Origin of the sequence: Ktedonobacter sp. SOSP1-85 (assembly GCF_016587415.1) — a bacterium.
Taxonomy (GTDB): domain Bacteria; phylum Chloroflexota; class Ktedonobacteria; order Ktedonobacterales; family Ktedonobacteraceae; genus Ktedonobacter.
Window position 1 is genome coordinate 1,148,033 of sequence record NZ_BNJI01000003.1, and the last position, 18,139, is coordinate 1,166,171.

Annotated in this window: 12 protein-coding genes; 4 read left to right on the forward strand and 8 right to left on the reverse strand. The window is 53.1% G+C overall.

Annotated elements, in window-relative coordinates; genetic code table 11:
- Positions 1–73: 73 nt before the first annotated feature.
- Positions 74–5,506 (reverse strand): type I polyketide synthase, encoded by a 5,433-nt coding sequence (locus tag KTE_RS43120; RefSeq protein ID WP_201393120.1) that lies wholly within the window; start codon positions 5,504–5,506, stop codon positions 74–76.
- A 733-nt stretch (positions 5,507–6,239) separates the two neighbouring features.
- On the opposite strand from KTE_RS43120, the gene KTE_RS43125 reads away from it, so the two are divergent.
- Entirely contained in the window at positions 6,240–7,373 is a 1,134-nt protein-coding gene (locus KTE_RS43125) for a hypothetical protein (protein WP_201393122.1), read from the forward strand.
- A gap of 154 nt (positions 7,374–7,527) precedes the next feature.
- On the opposite strand, the gene KTE_RS43130 is transcribed toward KTE_RS43125, so the two are convergent.
- Together KTE_RS43130 and KTE_RS43135 are read right to left on the reverse strand one after the other, a co-directional pair.
- On the reverse strand, positions 7,528–8,064 hold the full coding sequence (locus KTE_RS43130) for a hypothetical protein (RefSeq protein ID WP_201393123.1): 537 nt from the start codon (positions 8,062–8,064) through the stop codon (positions 7,528–7,530).
- Between the two features lie 657 nt (positions 8,065–8,721).
- A complete protein-coding gene (locus KTE_RS43135; RefSeq protein ID WP_201393125.1) occupies positions 8,722–9,747 on the reverse strand; it encodes a LacI family DNA-binding transcriptional regulator in 1,026 nt (341 codons plus the stop codon).
- Between the two features lie 182 nt (positions 9,748–9,929).
- Between KTE_RS43135 and KTE_RS43140 the strand changes: the two genes are divergently transcribed.
- Entirely contained in the window at positions 9,930–10,871 is a 942-nt protein-coding gene (locus tag KTE_RS43140; protein ID WP_201393127.1) for a DMT family transporter, read from the forward strand.
- Here the strand turns inward: KTE_RS43140 and KTE_RS43145 are convergent.
- Both KTE_RS43145 and KTE_RS43150 read right to left on the reverse strand, forming a co-directional pair.
- The gene (locus KTE_RS43145) at positions 10,868–11,410 is read right to left on the reverse strand and encodes a hypothetical protein (RefSeq protein WP_201393129.1); all 543 of its coding nucleotides are present in this window, start codon (positions 11,408–11,410) and stop codon (positions 10,868–10,870) included. The two genes, KTE_RS43140 and KTE_RS43145, sit on opposite strands and share 4 nt — an antisense overlap.
- 204 nt (positions 11,411–11,614) lie before the next feature.
- Positions 11,615–13,147, reverse strand: coding sequence for a chitinase (locus KTE_RS43150; protein WP_201393131.1), 1,533 nt, complete (start codon positions 13,145–13,147; stop codon positions 11,615–11,617).
- A 412-nt stretch (positions 13,148–13,559) separates the two neighbouring features.
- Between KTE_RS43150 and KTE_RS43155 the strand changes: the two genes are divergently transcribed.
- A complete protein-coding gene (locus KTE_RS43155; protein ID WP_201393133.1) occupies positions 13,560–14,579 on the forward strand; it encodes a helix-turn-helix domain-containing protein in 1,020 nt (339 codons plus the stop codon).
- An 83-nt stretch (positions 14,580–14,662) separates the two neighbouring features.
- Positions 14,663–15,358, forward strand: coding sequence for a nitroreductase family protein (locus tag KTE_RS43160; protein ID WP_201393135.1), 696 nt, complete (start codon positions 14,663–14,665; stop codon positions 15,356–15,358).
- On the opposite strand, the gene KTE_RS43165 is transcribed toward KTE_RS43160, so the two are convergent.
- The 3 genes from KTE_RS43165 to KTE_RS43175 form a co-directional block, all read right to left on the reverse strand.
- Positions 15,317–15,520, reverse strand: coding sequence for a hypothetical protein (locus KTE_RS43165; protein WP_201393137.1), 204 nt, complete (start codon positions 15,518–15,520; stop codon positions 15,317–15,319). The genes KTE_RS43160 and KTE_RS43165 overlap by 42 nt on opposite strands.
- 186 nt (positions 15,521–15,706) lie before the next feature.
- On the reverse strand, positions 15,707–16,366 hold the full coding sequence (locus tag KTE_RS43170; protein WP_201393139.1) for a response regulator transcription factor: 660 nt from the start codon (positions 16,364–16,366) through the stop codon (positions 15,707–15,709).
- A gap of 196 nt (positions 16,367–16,562) precedes the next feature.
- Positions 16,563–18,068 carry a histidine kinase gene (locus tag KTE_RS43175; protein ID WP_201393141.1) on the reverse strand — a complete coding sequence of 502 codons (1,506 nt, stop codon included), beginning with the start codon at positions 18,066–18,068 and terminating at the stop codon, positions 16,563–16,565.
- Positions 18,069–18,139 lie beyond the last annotated feature (71 nt).

The following is an 18,139-nucleotide window of genomic DNA, read 5'->3' on the forward strand; positions in this document are numbered from 1 at the left end:
AAGTGATAGGCCCCAGTAGCCGCGTACGCCAGTAGCGGGCAATGTACCCACTACTGGCGTACGCGGCTACTTGCTACAATTGTTCGCCGACCTGGGTGATAAGTTGCTCGAAGGTCACGCCTTGCAGGAAGGTGGTAACTGGCACGGCTATCTTCAGGTCAGAGTTGATGCGGTTCTTGAGTTCGACGGACATGAGCGAGTCAATGCCCAGGCGGTTGAGCTGCTGCTGCGCGTCAAGTTTGAGCGAGGTGTGGCCCAGCACACGGGCGATCTGCGCGCTGAGGTACTGGCTAAGCTTTTCCCGGCGCTCCTCGTCGTTGAGGTAAGTCAGTACCGCGCGCGTCACGCCTGCGTTCTGGATTCCGCTGGCTTCCTGGGCCTGGGCTTCTGCGACCAGGCGCGTGAAGAGTGAGGAATTGCGGAGATTAGGATAGAACTGACTCCACCTGGGCAGGTCAAAGGACATGACGCCGACCTGCGGTGGGCTCTGGCGCAGCAGGCTCCCCAGAACCGCTAGCCCCTCCTTTGGCTTCATGCTGGCAAAGCCACGGAAGTCCAGGCGCTCTCCTCGATCACCCTTTGTCGCCTGGCCGATCTCACCCCAACGCCCCCAGTTGATACAGAGCGCGGGATACCCCTGCCGCCTGCGGTAAAAGGCCAGCGTATCCATGAAGGCGTTCGCCGCTGCATAGTTGCCCTGTCCCGGCGAACCGATAAGCGAGGCTGCCGAGGAGAAGAGGACAAAGTAGTCCAGCGGGTCTTCCAACGTCAGGCGATGCAAGTTCCAGGCGCCATCAACCTTGGGCGGCATCACGCCCAGGAAGCGCTCCTGGTCCAGTTGCAGAAGAATGCTATCATCCAGCACAACGGCAGAGTGGAAGACACCACGCAGGGGTGGCATAGTCTGGCGTATCTCGCTGAGAGCGCTCGCCAGTTGCTCTTCCAGGGCTACATTCACCTGCATAGCCCGCACATTGGCACCCTGCTTCTCCATAGCTTGAATGGCCGCGCTGGCCTCTTCGCCAGGGGCACGCCTTCCCATAAGAACAAGATGGCGCGCTCCCTGCTCGACCATCCACTGCGCGCTCCGCAGGCCGACGCCACCCAGGCCTCCTGTCACCAGATAGGTCCCTTCAGCGTGGAAGTGTGATTGATTCGCCGTTTCCGGACTCGCCAGGGTAGCATGCGCCAGGCGAGCCAGGTAGCGTCTCTCGCCGCGCAAAGCCACCTCGTCCGCGCCGACATCTGACCAGATTTCGCGGAAGAGTGCCTCAACGGTGTGCTCGTTGGTTGTGGCATCGAGGTCTATAAGTGTACTGTGAAGGTCCTCGTGCTCGTAGACGATGACGCGCCCCAGACCCCAGAGCTGGCTTTGCGCCAGCGCGCTTGAGGTGTCGCGTGCCTCTATTCCCTGAACGCCGCTCGTGACGATCCAGAGGCGTGTGGAGTGCTCGCCTTTCGTGGCGTTTACAGCCTGAACCAGGTGCAGCAGACCGAGGCTGGATTGCTCCATGTCGATATAGAAGGCCTGGGACGCCAGTTCTTCACTGGCCGGTTTCGTTCCCAAACCCCAGAGATAGACGATGCCGAGCGCCTGCGTACCATATGCATCATAGACCTCGTGAAAGAGCTGGTGGAAGTCAGCCGCCGAGGTCGCTGCCAGCTCATAATGCCCTACATCTACCTGGCTATAGGAATTACCAGGAGTAACAGTGAGGCAACGTGCAGTGGCTCGCAGGCGCTCAGCCAACGCCTGTCCTGGCCCCTCGGACTCACTAAAAAGTAGCCAGGTGCGCGGCTGTGCTGGCTGTTGCACGGCGTTCAAAGCCTGCTCTTCCCATTCAATGGTGTAGAGCAACTGGTTAAGGCGCTGGCGCATGAGATCCTGCGAACCGCTGTCCAACGACTGCAAGCGGAAACCCAACACCTCCAATAAGACCTGGCCTTGCTCATCCAGCAGGAAGATATCTCCCTCCAGCACACGAGGATCGTGATTCTTCTCCATATCTACAAGCGCGTGCGACCACAAGCCGTTTCCAGGTACAGGTCGCTGGTGAAACTTTATACGCCTGGCTTCGACTGGGACATAGCTATCATCATTTTCCTCCGGCAGGAAGGGTGTGATCGCCTGGAGAATCGAGTCCATCAGCGCCGGGTGAAGCTGGTAGCCAGCCATATCGTAGGCGACATCTTCCGGTAACGATAGGTGCGCCATGACCTCGCCCGGGCGTCGCCAGACATGCGTCACGCCCTGGAAAGGCTCACCGTGTTGAATGCCGCGGTTACGCAATCCCTGATAGTAGATCGGCGCCTCCATAGCTAAGGTCCAATCACGCTGTACCTCTTCGGGAATTGGATGCATCACACTCTCAGAGCTGAGTGCTTCCTCTATGCGACAAACAGTAACCCTGGCGTGCTCGCTCCAGGTGAGCGCCTCACTGCTCTGTCCCGCCTGGGTACTAAAGAAACGTAGCTCCATGTATTCCGACTGTTGTTCCGGCGTCATAATAAGCTGGAGCGTGAAGGGGGGCGCGCCTTTGGGGAAGAAGAGCGCCTGCTTCAGTTCCAACTCCTCCACCAGGAACTGCTGGGAACCAAAGATCTCTGTGGCCGCCGCCAGGGACAGTTCAATATAGGCCGCTCCCGGTAGCACCGGTACATCATAGACCCGATGTTCACCCAGGTAGGGGAGGATGTCGGGGCCAATCTGGGTAGTCCAGAAATAGGTATCAGGGTGAAGCGCCGACTGCGTGCTCAGCCCCAGTATCGCATGAGCCGTTGCGTTCCTGGTACCCTGATGCTGAACTGGTGAGCCATAGAAGTAGTGCTCGGCATTGGAGTTCCAGTAGCGCTGGCGCTGCCAGGGGTAGGTTGGAAGAGCAATATGCTGAACGCTTGTGGGAAACAACCTGGCCCAATCAGGATCATATCCATGGGTATACAGCGTTCCCAGAGTCCCCAGCAGGGCCGCGCGACCTTCCTCCTCACGCCGTAGCGAAGCCAGGGCCAGGCCAGACATTTCGTACTCTTCCAACGTCTGCCTGATGGCTCCAACCAGGATCGGGTGCGGACTCATCTCCATAAAGACATCAATACCCTCCACCAACAATGCCCTGGTGGCTTGCAAGAACAGCACGGGCTGGCGCAGGTTATCCACCCAGTAGGGGGCCATCAATTCAGCGCCCTGAAGATAGGCACCGCTAACGGTCGAGAACATAGGTATCTGGGCCGTGCGAGGCTGTACACACTGCATCAAAGCCAGCAGGTCATCGTGTAAGGGGTCCATCTGTGGGCTATGCGAAGCCACATCCACGCGCACGAGGCGTCCAAAGATACCATTGCGTTCCAGCAGAGCCAGAATCTCGGTTAGCGCCTGGGGGTCTCCCGAGAGAACCGTTGAGTGAGGACTATTGTTTACCGCGACAGAGACGCGTCCCTGGTAATCACGCACGAAGGCCTGCGCCTGGCCCATTGAGAGTTCTACGGCGGCCATCGCACCCTTGCCACTGACGTGTAATAATAGTTGACTACGCGCACAGATGATCCAGGCAGCATCCTCCAGACTCAGCGCACCCGCCACATACGCGGCTCCCACTTCGCCCATTGAGTGACCAACAACCACATCTGGTTCGATTCCCCACGAGCGCCAGAGGGCCGCCAGGGCCACTTCTATAGCGAAGAGCGTCGGCTGCACCACGTTGATCTCATCGAGTCGGGAATGCGCCTCGTCTGCCTGCAATTGCTCCAGCAAAGACCAATCGACATAGGTACGCATAACCCGGTCGCACTCCTCAATCATGGCTCGAAAGACTGGTTCGCGCTCCAGCAGATCGCGCCCCATCCCCAACCATTGCGAACCCTGGCCGGGAAAGATCCAGGCCACGCGGGGCCGCTGATCGTTGCGCTTACACCCACTCATAATCTCCAGACCCGTCTCGCCGCGCGCAAACGCCTCAAGCTTCTGGCATACATCCTGACGCGAGTAGCCAACCATGGTCAATCGTTGCTCAAAGTGTGAACGATGCTCGCTGGCTGTATAGCAGATGTCGCGCAGGGCCTGGTCCGCGTATACCTCATCTTCGAGATGCTGAAGATACTTCGTCGCCAGGTCTTGTAGCGCTTGCGTATTCTGCGCTGAAAGGGGCAGAAGATAGCTGGTCGGCTCAGCATCCGCCGCTGGTATGACAGGCTCGCGGGCAGGAGCCTCCTCCACAATCACATGCACATTTGTTCCGGCGATACCGAAACTGCTCACACCCGCCAGGCGTGGACCCTCGCTCTCGGGCCAGGGCGTCAGCTCCGTCGGCACCTTCAACGCGTAATCATCCCAGGGAATTTTTGGGCTGGGTTCTTGAAAATGCAGGTTGGGCGGGATCATCTCGTGCTTAAGGCAAAGTACGACCTTGATCAAGCCCGCGAGACCAGCGGCTCCCTCAGTGTGACCGATATTGGTTTTCACTGAACCTACCAGCAGCGGCCTGGCAGGTGAGCGACCAGCGCAAAGGACGCTGCCCAATGCATTGATCTCAACCGGGTCGCCAGCCTGGGTGCCTGTGCCATGTGCCTCGACATACTGCACCTGTAGCGGATCGAGACCTGCATCCTTGTACGCTAGGCGCAGGCCAGCCTGCTGTCCCTGTACGCTTGGCGCCATAAACAGGTCACAATGTCCATCATTATTAGAAGAACTACCACGGATGACGGCGTGAATCTGATCGCCATCCGCAAGGGCCTTCTCAAGCGTCTTCAAGGCTACCACGCCGGCGCCCTCACTACGCACATAGCCATCGGCCCTGGCATCAAACGCCTTACAATGCCCATCGGGAGCCATCATACGCCCTTGCGAGAAGCCAATGGTATGATCAGGATTCAGGATAATATTGACGCCCCCGGCCAGGGCCATAGTGCAGGCACCTGTACGTAAGCTCTGGCATGCCAGGTGGACCGCGACCAGCGAGGAGGAACAGGCGGCATCGAGGGCCACACTCACGCCTTGCAGACCGAGAGCATATGAAATACGACCAGCGGCACCACTACGTGCATTCCCCGCCGTGCTATAGACATCGAGATCGGTTGGATTGCGGAACTGCCTATCCCAGTAATCGCTAGTAATCACACCAATAAAGACTCCAGCAACCTCGTCACGCAGCTTTCCCGGCACCAGGCCAGCATCCTCCATTGCCTCCCATGCCACCTCGAGCAATAAACGATGCTGGGGGTCCATACGCGAAACTTCGCGTGGAGAGAGACCAAAAAATGCGGCGTCAAACTGATCTACCTGGGCTAAAAACCCACCAAAGCGGCTCATCACTTTCCCCGGCGTCGCGGGACGCGAATCATACACAGCATCCACGTCATACCGATCACGTGGTACCTCTGTAATCGCATCTCCACCCTCAGCCATTAATTTCCAGAATGCATCGAGATTGGGCGCTCCAGGAAAGCGACAACCCATACCAACAATAGCAATCGCATTCCCGGGTACGTTAGACAAAGTGGTACTCAAGCTTTAGATATCCTTCCTGGTTACAGGTCATAACGACTACTACTTGACGTCTACTATTTTTCTTGTGTATTACCGCTGTAACAAAGCAAACATCTAACCTACATATTTGCATATTAAGAATCTATAAAGATGCAAACATATTTTAACTAAATTTTTATAGCAAAATATACTTACATATGCTATCTTATACTACAAATATGACAATATCATAATAACATATCCCTAAGGAGGTAACATCCCTAACATAAGCTTTTCAATACAATTACCTTTACTGCTGATACGAAGACGAAAGAGAAGCGATCAGGAGCAGGCTAGTTTTTACCATTTCTTGTCACAAAGAGACCATACGATACCTTCTTTGTTGATGGTATAAGACAGCTTATCCAGCGCATCCAGAGGAAAACGAAAGGAAAAGCTACCGTTTCACCTGAAATGACTTTGCGCACACATCTCCAAAACACATCTGGCAACTTTTGTACAACATACGAGCATAAAATTTATGCATTTAAATAGAGTTGTTGTTATGGAGGAAGGCAGAGATGTGAGAAAGTCTGGCAGGTTGAAAGGTCCAACGCGTAAAGTTGGTATCGCACATACATAGTGCAAATTTTTAGATATAGAGCTTTTCAGGGTTTTATCGCACACAAAATGCTGCTTCGTGGAAGTGGCGCGAGCATTTTGAAGCTTGTTTTTTCTGCTCTCTTGCTTGTTGATGATGATGAGGAGGTTCTTTGTGTCGATGTTCACTAATAGTCAGCCCACTCAGGATCGCTGGTCTCCGTCCAATCTAATCGAACCAGATGTGAAAAAGAAAAGCAGCCTGATCCAACGCTGGAACGAGCTGACCTCTATTCCTGATGCTCCCCCTGACGCCGATTTTGCCAGGCGCGAAAACGTGCGCAAATCGCAGATGACCAGCAATATCCTCTTCTTTTTCACGATCATGGTCATCTTTCTCTTACCCGCTTGCTACTTTGCTCCCTATCAGTCTTACTTCTGGCTGGATATAGTGCTCAGTATAACCTGTGTCGCCGCTTTGCTACTGAACCGTAGGGGGATGTCTCTGACGGCGGGCCTCCTTGTTACTATTGGTAGCTTTACGGTACTTACTGCTGCGCTCTTCTCCAGCATCCCCTTTGATGAGACGACCCTTCAGGGCTACGATATGTACGTGATTGTCGAACTGCTGGCGGTCTCGCTATTGCCCAGTCGCAGCATCTTCGTCGTCTTTGTCGCAAGTGTGGGCTGTACGCTGGCAACGCTACTCTATATGCCACACACAGCAGTACTACAACAGGATATCCATGACCGTCTCCTCATCATCGCGGCACGCCCGGTAGGAACGCTTCTGCTGGTCGCAGGCGCGGCGTATATTCTCTCCACCACCATGACAACTGCGATCAAGCGCGCAGGGCGAGCCGAACTGATCGCGAAATTGGAGCACGAGTTAGCGGACCAGAAGAACGATCTAGAGGAAGGCATACAACAGATTCTGGATACTCACGTCTCCGTTGCCAATGGAAATTTAAGCGCGCGCGCGCCTCTCAACAAGGATAACGTTCTCTGGCAGATCGCCCGTGCGCTTAACGTACTGCTGGTGCGCCTGCAAAGGGCTGTGCAGGCGGAGAGAGAGCTTCAGCATGTTGAGCAGGCGGTAACGCACTACGTGAGCGCGATCCAACAGGCTGAGGCACAGCGGAAGACTCCAACCCTTCCTCTGAGCCATACCAAGATCGATCCCTTGATCGCGGCCTTGCAAGGCCAAACCATCAACCGTGCCCATCTGCCTTCGCCTACACCTCCCCCCATGCCTATGCCCAGCCAGGGATGGTCACAGCGAACAACGTCATTTCCCCACTCCAAGTGAACGTGTAGGCGCGTCCGTAAGTAGCTTACGGACGCGCCTACGCGTTTCCCCTTATGATATACCTACCTGGCTTTGCACACACAAAAAGCAGTGCATCGGCTTTGATGCACTGCTCCGTCAACTCAAACAATTGACTGTTGGAGATAATACAGGATTAATTAATCGCGATAACCCCCAGGGAGAGAAGCACGCGTAGCGCCTCTTCGGTGATATTGGCCTGCAAGGGAACCTCCTTCTTCAAGGACTCAATATCCTTACGGCCATCAATCACCTCATAGACGGTCGAAAGCATTAATTTCTGCTTCGCGGACCACCCTCGCAAGAGTTCAAGATCCAATGGTGCAATCACTTTCGGCACAGGCGTGTTATATGCGGCATGCTCAAAGGTATGCACGGCTTTCGCCGTCGAAGGCGGCGCTGGCAGAGGTGCAAGTTGCCAATCAAAGGGTCCGCGCTCGTCATCCACGGCAGCCAGGATAGTAGCCGAGATCGAGTGACGTCGACCCTCCCTGTCCTCAACATAAGAAGAGGTGACCTTCCCCTCAACCAGTTGAATATACCCCTTACACCGACCACGTACGCCAGGAACATGCTGTAATTCCGCTCGGAGCACGCCATTCTTTCGATAGCGCTCAAATAAGGTCAGACTAAAACGCAACCCGACACTTGCATCAATGTGTTCCTTACCCATGCCAAACCCTCTAACCCAAACTGTTCGACACTACTTCGATACATCGAATACCCTTGCTTCAAGCCAAGTATGACACGTAGCAGGTTATCTCTACCCCGTTAAACAGCCAGATACAACAAAAAGCGCCGCCAGGCGTAAACAACGCCGTCTCACCTGCTAAAATGAATGTAACATATTTGTATATATTAGTCCATTAAATAAAAATGAATATTCCTCTTTTTTATTCATTCAAAGATCATAAAAGGTTTAAACAGTAACAAGCTATTTCATATTTTTAGAGAATTTACGCTTTTTGATCAGCCTGTAAAGCCATATCGGAGCAGTCGCGACATTCTCATCTTGAGAATGTCAGCCATTAGTTAGATGTATTTTTTTTCATTTTATGGTGCAGAAGAAGCTCAATTTTTCCTTTGCAAATAGTAAGAAAGTCATAAGAACAGATACTTTCTTTAAACTATATTCATGTAGGAACCGTACTTCTCTTGATGTAACTGCCAAACATCTATCCTACAACCCCTTCTGCTGGCCTCTGGCCGTGGCATTACTTTCTCTATGAACATTTTGTAACTTGTAGAGAGCATGATGCTGCCCAAGCATACGTTTACATATGACGTCTATATGTAGACGCGTGCTTGAGCAGCGTCGGTTGGATACCTTCTATGCCTTACCTGCAATCGCTGTGGTCGAGCCACGAACGCGCAGTTCCAGGGAAATAACCTCGCTATGCGGCTGTTCTAAAACCTCGAAATCGGCGAGTAAGACTTCTATCGCACGCTTTCCCAGCGCAGCTGTGGGGATGGAGACCGTGGTAAGCTCTGGCGCGAGGGTTTGCGCGATGAGGCCATCACCAAAGCCGACAATTGAGAGCTGGCGTGGCACCCCCCACCCTAGCTCGGCCGCCGCTTTATAGGCTCCAATCGCCAGCAGGTCATCGTCACAAAAAATCGCCGTGGGTGGCTCGGAGAGATGCAGCAGCTTGCGAGCCGCCTGAAAGGCCGAGGCAGGATTGAGAGCCGCACGTGCGGTATAGCGTGCCTCCAGGACAAGACCACGAAGCGCCAATTCCTGCTCATAGGTGCGCTGGCGCTGGCGAAAGGTCTCCACATCGACATCCGCCGCCAGGTGCGCAATCCGGCGATGACCAAGCCCAAACAAATGGTGCATAGCCACCTGCGTCCCGCCAACGATGTCCAGGCTCAGCGAAGAGAGGCCAGTCCAGGTTTCATCCACAATAACGGCGCGTGAACGCAAGATGGCGATATCCATATCGCCTGGCGGGCGAACCGCGCATAAGACAAAGCCTTCAATAGAATGCGTGGTCAGAGCGTCCATCACAACACGCTGCCACTCCTGGTCATCACCTGTACTTACCAAAATCACCGTATAGTTATGCAACCTCGCGGCCTGCTCGGCCCCTTTCAACACGGCGGCAAAGAAGGGATTGCTCACATCTGGAATAACAAACGCAATAATGTTGGTATGTCCAAGGCGCAGAGTGCGCGCCACTGTGTTGGGGCGATATCCCATCTCCTCGGCTATACGCAAGACTTCCTGCTGCGTCTGAGGAGAGACGCGTCCCGACGCTTTGCCCGCGAAGACAAGCGAGACGGTCGATTGCGAGACACCCGCTTTACGCGCGACATCGACGCTGGTAATACTCCTGCTCTCTTTTCCTCGTACCATGATGTACCTTCTCTTGCTTTAAGATGTGCTCATTGTAGCGCAAAGTGCTTGCGGTATAAAGGGTGCGTGATATCAGGCTGGCTACTCCAGCCTGATATCACGCACCCTTTATACCGATTTTTTCTCTATTGACAAAGTCATACGTATGACGTACTCTACAAAGAGAGAAGAGAAAGGATACGATGGTGAAAATAAAGGGATTTCTGTTGACGCTCGCTACGGCGTGTATGTTTGGTCTGGGTGCGGTCCTGGGCAAGATGGCCTCTTCCGTACTTAATCCGTTGCTGGTAACGTTCTTAAATTTCGCGGTGGGGGGCGGCTTGCTGCTTATTTTTCTCCTGGTACGCAGGATCGCTCTCTTTAAACGCTTGGAGCGACGTGACTGGCTGAATTTACTGCTGCTGGTGGTCTTTGGCACAACCCTGCCTGCCTGCTGTGTGCTCTATGGACTCGCCTTGACCAGCGCCATCAAGGCTGGCTTTCTCATGCAGATGCAGGGCATCTCGTCGGTCTTATTCGCGGTACTCTTCCTGCGCGAGCGCCTGAACTGGAAACAGGTGGGGGGAATGTTGCTGCTCCTGCTTGGCAGCCTCTTTGTTGTTATGAAGACCACGCAAACGTCAATCTTGAGCGCCTTTAACCTGGGGGATGTACTGGTTATTTTAGGAGCTATTGGCTTTGGCTATGCGATTCTCCCGGCAAAGGCACTAACAGGAAAAATAGATTCGCTGCCATTGACGGTCTGGAAATTGCTGATCAGCGCCCTGATGATTCTCCCATTCCTCGCATTCCAGCCAGGGGTCTGGCCAACACAGCTACCGCCATTGCTGCTCTGGCTGCTACCTGTCTATATCATCTCCAATTTCTGTATTGGCTATGTGACCCAGCAGGAGGGTCTCAAGTATCTGCAAGCCTGGGAGTCGGCAACGACGATGCAGAGTACGCCCATTTTTTCCACACTCTTCGCCATGCTTCTCCTGGGAGATAGCCTCTCGACGCTGCAACTGGTTGGAGGCATCATTGTGCTTGCAGGTGGTTGCGTTATCGCCCTGGGCGGGGCAAACCTTTCGCGTAAGCCCCTGACACGCACCAGCCAGGTCGCACCAACAGGCCAGGAAATCTAAATGGTTTGCTCACGAAAAACCTTATGTGTCGCCTCACGAAAATGCTCTAAATTGTGGAAATCTCCTGCTTTCTGGCTTTCTTCGATATATGTCAGCGCGTCCTGCGCCCATTCCTCCTGAATGGATTGAAGGTAGCTTACTGTAGAAGCAACGCCAGCTCCGACTAGAAACTGGACATCAAAACCGCACATGGTATCAAAGCTCGTGGTTTTGGCCTCCCACAAGAGACCTACATCCTCTACCTGGGCAAGAAGAGAGAGGAGGAAGCCACACAAACGGATGCTCTCGTAAATGCACCAGGCATTTTCATGAAAAGTAATTTCTTGCTTCAGGAGAAAACGGACGAGGGGCCAATCTCCTGGTGAGAGGGTTTTATGCAATTTTTCCAGGACCGCCAAACGGAACTCAGCATTTTGATCCCCTCTCTCTTCGGTATTAGGGAAAATTTCTTCTTTGTAGGCAACCAATTGGAGTAGCTGTGGGGAAAGAAACTCGAACTGCGTGTTTCGAACCTCGCGAACAAAATCTTCTGCCTGCATCTGGCCTCTCTTTTCTCCTGGTTTTTCTCAGCAAAACTCTCCCAGCAGTATACAGGCAACAAAGCAATTGCTCAAGCCGACAAGAAGCAAAAGAGCGTAATCCCAGTAGCCGCGTACGCAAGTAGCGGACCCGCTACTTGCGTACGCGGCTACTGGGTTGCCTATGGGCTTTACATCTACTGGTGAAACACAGAGGCACGCGTGCTAGGGCAAAGAGTTGAGGTGTGGTTTGACGGTATTGGCGAAATTGTAGCTATTGGAGGCATCCCAGCTAATCGACCATGTCATTGCGCCGCGAATGCTTGGATAGGTCGTAGCGGGCTTGAAGGAACCGCAATTTGTGCCGTAAGCCAGGCAATCGAGCGCAGCATTGACCACCGAGGGCGAGACATAGCCGCTACCCGCTGCTGAGCTTGAGGCGGGTAGGCCAAAGCCGACCTGGTCAGCGCGCAATCCTCCCTGGAGCTGGATGCAGGCCAGAGCGGTCAGGAAGTTCACGCTTCCCTGGGAGTACACATTGCCGTCGCAACCCAGCATAGAACCGGAGTTATAGTACTGTGTATTGACGACGGTAAGGATATCTTTGATATTGAGGGCCAGTTGAAAGTAGGTCCCGCTCGTGGATTGCATATCAATTGTCTGAGGGGCCAGGGTGATAATGAGGCTTGAGCCAACCTTGGTGGAGAGCTGACGCAATGCGCTCGCCATATAGGTCGCATTAAGCCCATTTTCAAAATCGATATCTACGCCATCGAAACCATACTGCTGGATCAGACTATAGACGCTGTTGGTGAAATTGGTCGCGCTCGTCGCATCATTGACCGTGACCGTTCCGTTCTGACCACCCACAGAGAGAATGACCTTCTTCCCCCTGGAGTGGAGCGTCGCGATATCGCTGGTAAACTGCGCATCGCTATAGCCACCAAGCGCGCTGGAGAGGCCTGAATCGATGCTAAACGTTACGCCACCCGTCTTCGACGTATCGGCATTGGCGAAGGCCACGGCGATCAAGTCATAGTTTGCATTGACATTGCTTAAGCGCAGAGGCGTAGCTCCATTAACGAAGTCCTGCCAGTAACCAGTCAGGATATGCTTGGGGAGGCTACCTCCACAGGTGGGACATGGGGTTGGTGTGGGCGTGGGCGTCGTGGTTGGGCTGGGCGTTGGGGTTGAGGTTGGAGTCTTTGTCGGAGTAGCCGTGGGCGTCGTTGGCGTTGGGGTAGGCGTGCTAGATCCCCCGGGGCCACTGAGCGTCACGTCGTCCACATAAACGTTCCCCTGCGCATACCAGCCATGCAGATAGATTGTGACGCTGGTAGCAGAAGCACCTGTGGTAAATGAATACGACAGCAGGGTATAGCTGCTGCTGCTGGTCCAGTTATTACTGTAGCCATTGACTCCAATATAAGCATAAGGGCCGTTTACATACGCGCTGAGCGTGTACGCGGTATTGGGCTGCACACTAATCGTCTGAGTACACTGACCGGTGGTAGAACTGCTGGGGGTAAGCTGGCCCGCGTAAGATCCACCATGTACGGGAGTCGAGGTCACGACGTCCCCGGGATCACAGCTCCAGCTAGTGAGGTTGCCTGTTTCAAAACCAGGATTACTAACGAGGTTGTTTCCAGCGGCATGAGCCTGGGAAGATCCATAAAAGAACGAAATAGAGCCGATGCTACTCCCCACAAGAAAGAGGGCAAAGGACATAAGCATGACGAGACGACGGTAACGCAACATAACAGCTCTCCTTGCATGAATGCGCGCAACAATACTTTCAGGTCCGCACCACCATTGGGCGGTCCACATGTCCCGAGAACGCGATCCAGGCAATATGCCTGCAATTATGGCTTTCTTGCCAATCATCGCGTAGATCTCATGCGTAAAATCTATGTTAAGCATAGCCAAAACAAGGTTACGTTGTCAAGTCATCTAGACCAATAAATCAGGGAACATCCAATCCTTCTCTCGTAACCGGCCTCGGCTCGCGTAGTGAGCTATTGAGTAAGGGTATGCAGGCGGAAAATTGGGCAAAACCTAATTTTCCGCCTGCATACCCTTACTCCTGAGTGCCGCAGGCGCGAAGGCAGGAATTCGTGATAAAATAAGCGCATCTTTGCTACAACTGTTCTTGCATAGAAAGATCTCTATTATGCTACTGGACTCAATCAATATCCCAATTTATTCTCTTAGTACATGTTCTGGTATACTCTGGCGCAATTCACAGGGTCTGATCGGCTATGAACCTTTAACTGCAAGAGAGAAACTCACGGGGATGCACCTCGATGATATGTATACCCTGGAGTTGGTCTGCCAGGGTATGCAGGAGATCTATCTTGATGGGTGCTGGCGTCCTGTGCCTCCTCTACATGTTGTCTGGACGAGCCCCAGAATTATGCATGCGCATCGCACCTCAGGCGAGTTGGAAACCATTTTCGCGCTCTTTCCATCGGCTATGGTCGAACATGTATGGGAAGAACTCTATGGAGGCTGCTCATTGCAGGTTCCACATGCCGCCATTCTCCCCTCTCCCCCTCAACTACAGAATGCGCTCCATCATCTTCTACAAGAGGTTCGTAGCTGTAATCAGGCCCCCGACTATATCATCTCCCTTCTTCTCCATCTTGCATTAGCCGAATTTCTGCGCCTTGCGGTTCAACCAACACCGCCCGTTCCTTCAATTGCTACACAGCCATTACCTCAAGAACGTATAAGTAGTGAGATGCTCCATGCTACCCAACTTTTGAAGGAGTCGCATACCTGTTCTTCGCTCTCACTAGAATGTACGGCGCAATATGTTGGTCTAAGCCTGTTTCACTTCTCACGTCGCTTTAAACAGGAGGTCGGCATAACACCCGGTCACTATTTGCGTCAGCAGCGTTTGAATCATGCATTGCAGCTTCTCTTTAGCACAACACTAAGCATGGAAGAAGTCTCTTATCTGAGTGGCTTTGGTTCAGCTCGCCAGTTGACTGAAGCGTGTAAAGCCGCCTTCGGGCAATCCCCATCAACCTTGCGTAAAGAGCGTGGTTTCTTCTTTCTTTCCAGCAATTCGTCTCCTTCAATGTATGTTTTGCCCTCTCCAGAGAACACCCATCCCTTGAGAGAGACACAAGCGCTTCTCATCACTAACGACGCCAAAGAGCAAATTTCCGTGGTAGAAGCGCAATAAAACGCGCGCCCTTTCCCTTTACAAACAATATAATTCTATCGTAACCACTCAGTTCTTCATCAATAATAAAAGGAAAAGGTATTATGCAAGAAATAAAAGGCAAAGCACAGGTAGCAGAACTTATTCGTACACAGCGCGCAACACGACAGTACAGCCAGCAAGCGGTATCAGAAGAGAATATCCGGACGATATTGAACGCGGGTCGGCGTGCGCAAAGTTCAAAAAATACTCAACCATGGCAATTTATCGTGGTTCGCGACCGTGAGACACTGAAACAACTGGCGGAAGGCGGCATGTATGCTGCTCATGTGCCTCATGCTGCCTTTGCTATCGCACTTGTCACGTCGGAGGCTGGTCGTCCTAATTTTGATCTGGGACAGGCTGCTGCCTATTTGCAACTGGCTGCGTGGGATCTGGGCATTGGCTCATGCATTACCTGGATGCATTATCCGGAGAAAGCTAAAGAAGTGCTGCACATTCCCGCTGACCTGGAATTTCACGTAGTTCTCTCCTTCGGCTATCCAGCACCGCAAGAGCATCCCCAGCCCCCAAAAAGAACGGTCGCAAACCCTTTGATGAAGTGGTGCATTGGGAACGCTGGTCATAGAAGCCCAATCCTATTAAACGACCTATGGCCTCTTTTTGTGAAGCATAAAGTAGACAGTAAAACAAGTGGCCTTCCAAACAATGCGTTCGTTGGCCACTTGTTTTTTTGGTGCTTACTACTGCTATGGTATTTACTGCTGCTGACCACCGCCCAAGGTGCCACTGAGAAGTGATCCCAAGAGAGTAAAAATGGGGAGTGATCCAATCAGGTCGCCTCCAAGGCCGCCTTCCACGCCTTCCAACTCCACATCATCTAATTCTCTCACCTGAGGCTCCTGTACAAAGGTTTCCTCGCTGGCATAGTTACGAGAGAAAAGATTTTTTACCCACTCCATGTGTGTCTTCCTTTCCTATCATATCCAGGATTTTTGAATGTAACCTGGATAAAAAGCTGTATTTTTGTATGTGCTTGAAGCATCTCTCGAGCATTACTTGCTCTAAATCTAATTATACTTGCTCATATAAATCATATCCGTTTATATATCTATAAGCGTTTAATATGCATGAATGACTGCTTGTATTTATGGATCATGCCGCATAGCCAGCCCTTGTTGCCAGGCAAAGACCGCCGCCTGGGTACGGTCTACCATGTGCAGCTTGCCAAGGATATTGCTGACATGCCCCTTGACCGTCTTCTCGCTGATAATGAGTTTTTGCGCAATCTCGCTGTTCGAGCATCCATCCGCGATGAGGCGCAGGACATCTAGCTCACGATCGCTCAACTGTGTAAAGGGGTTGGGCACGTCGCGTCGGTTGCCGCGTAGCTCCTCGACAACACGCGCGGCCACGCGCGGGTGCAAGACCGATTCTCCACGCGCCGCCTTGCGCACCGTGTCGGCCAGTTCCTCTGGACCAACGTCTTTTAATACATAAGAGAGCGCCCCGGCACGCAGAGCGGGAAAAATATATTCGTCCTCGTGATAGGAGGTCAGAACGATAACCTGCGAGCGAGGACTGACCTGCTTGACCTGTCTGGTCGCTTCGACGCCTCCTATCCCAGGCATGATCAGATCCATCAGTACAACATCGGGGGCAAGCTCTCCCGCCAGGCGTACGGCTTCTTCGCCCGAGGAGGCCTCCTCAAGCACCGCCAGGTCGGGCTGCAATTCTAAAAATACACGTATTCCCTGGCGGACGAGCGCATGATCATCGGCGATGATCAGCGCAATCTCATTTGGCATGTATGCACCTCGCTTGTAAGGTTTACCTGCCGCCTGCGGCGGCAAGTAAAAGAGGGGAGATTTTTGTGGGGACACCCCACGCCCCGGCCAAGGGCTAGCCGCCCTTGGCAATCCCGCTTCGGAGACACCCGTGCTCTGCTCAAGGTTAGCCGCCCTTGGCAATCCCACTTCGGAGATACCTGTCCTCTGTTCAAGGTTAGCCGCCCTTGGCAATCCCGCCGCTAGCATGCTCTGCAGAATCTTCAGCTGGCTCTATATGAGCATCCTGTAGTAACCGCTTACAGCGGGCGACGATACACACTCCTTTCGCGGAGACACTCTCAACCTGGACATCGCCACCCAGGTGCCGCATGCGCTCTTGCATGGAAGACAAACCTATACCCGGATGATGCTCCTCGCCAACAGCAAACCCCTGACCGTTATCTCTCACGGTAAGCGTTACCAGCTCATCTTCTACCTCCAGAGAGACCTGAACGAGTGTGGCATGACTATGGCGCGCTACATTCGCCAGAGCCTCCTGTGTGACACGGAAGAGCGCCTCTTCCACGGTAAGCGCGAGGATCTGCATCTCTCCAATGCGTACATTTGCTACGATGCTGGTCTGCTGCGTCCACTGCATTGTGAGTTCACGTATGGCTGCAACCAGGCCCTTCTCCTCTAGCGCGGCCGGGCGCAGCTCACGAATCAACGATGTTAACTCCTGCTGGGCCTGGCGCACAAGCTTCTCCGCCTCAAGTAAGCGCTTTTCGGCGGTATCTATATCTTGCCTGAGGAGAAAGCGGGTCGCACCTATTTGCATAGCTGCCGCAAAGACCTGCTGCTTGACGCTATCATGTAAGTCTCGGGCCAGGCGATTCCGCTCCTCCAGCGTCGCGACCTCCTGACGAACTTGCAGCAACTGCTTTAACTGGTCCGCCATGTAGTTGAACTGTTGAGTGGCCTGCCCCAGTTCGTCTTCAGAAGAATCATGAACACTGGATGAAAAATCACCACAGCTCCAGCGCTCCGCCGCACGCACCAGACCTTGCAGCCTCCGCGTCAAACCACGCGCAGTCACATACCCGGAAATACCTCCAGCCACAGCCGCATAGAGGGTAATGATAACCACACTAAAGGCAAGAAACTGGAGAAAATTGAGCGCCAACTGCCAATTATCTGGCGCGACAACCTTCACAACAAGCACGCCATCAACATGATGCTGATCAGTAATAGCCGCCATTCCCAACAAGGATCCATCACCCTCAGGAGTAAACTTGTTCTCAGCCCCTCGCACATCTGCCCGGGCGATACGCCAGTTAGCGCGATCCCGAGAGGAGAGCTGATCCGGAAATTGTGTTCCTACGACAAGAGGATATCGGCCAGATGAGGCCAGCACGTGTCCCTGAATATCAACCACAGCAAGTAAGAGAGGACGGGCAAAGCTAAATGGTCCCTGTTTGCTTGGAAATTCCTTGTCAAGAATAGTTAGCCAGCGCGCCAATGCCTCCCGGTCGGGGCTGCCATGTACAAAATAGGTCGTAGCCTGCGGCACCTCTTGTGTGAGCACACCGCTAGCAAAGAAGGGAAGGTTGGGTACGGAGATAAGGAGCGCGCCCCCAACAAGGATGATCTCAACCACCAAAAAAGCTAGAACCGCATTTATCATATAGAAGATGGTCAGTTTACCCTGCAAACGCTTAAAAGGTGATACTAGCGTTGGCATTCTCATGGCTTTTCTCCCAGGCAAAGGCCAATATATCATTAGTATACCATATTTCAATGGATAAAATGCAC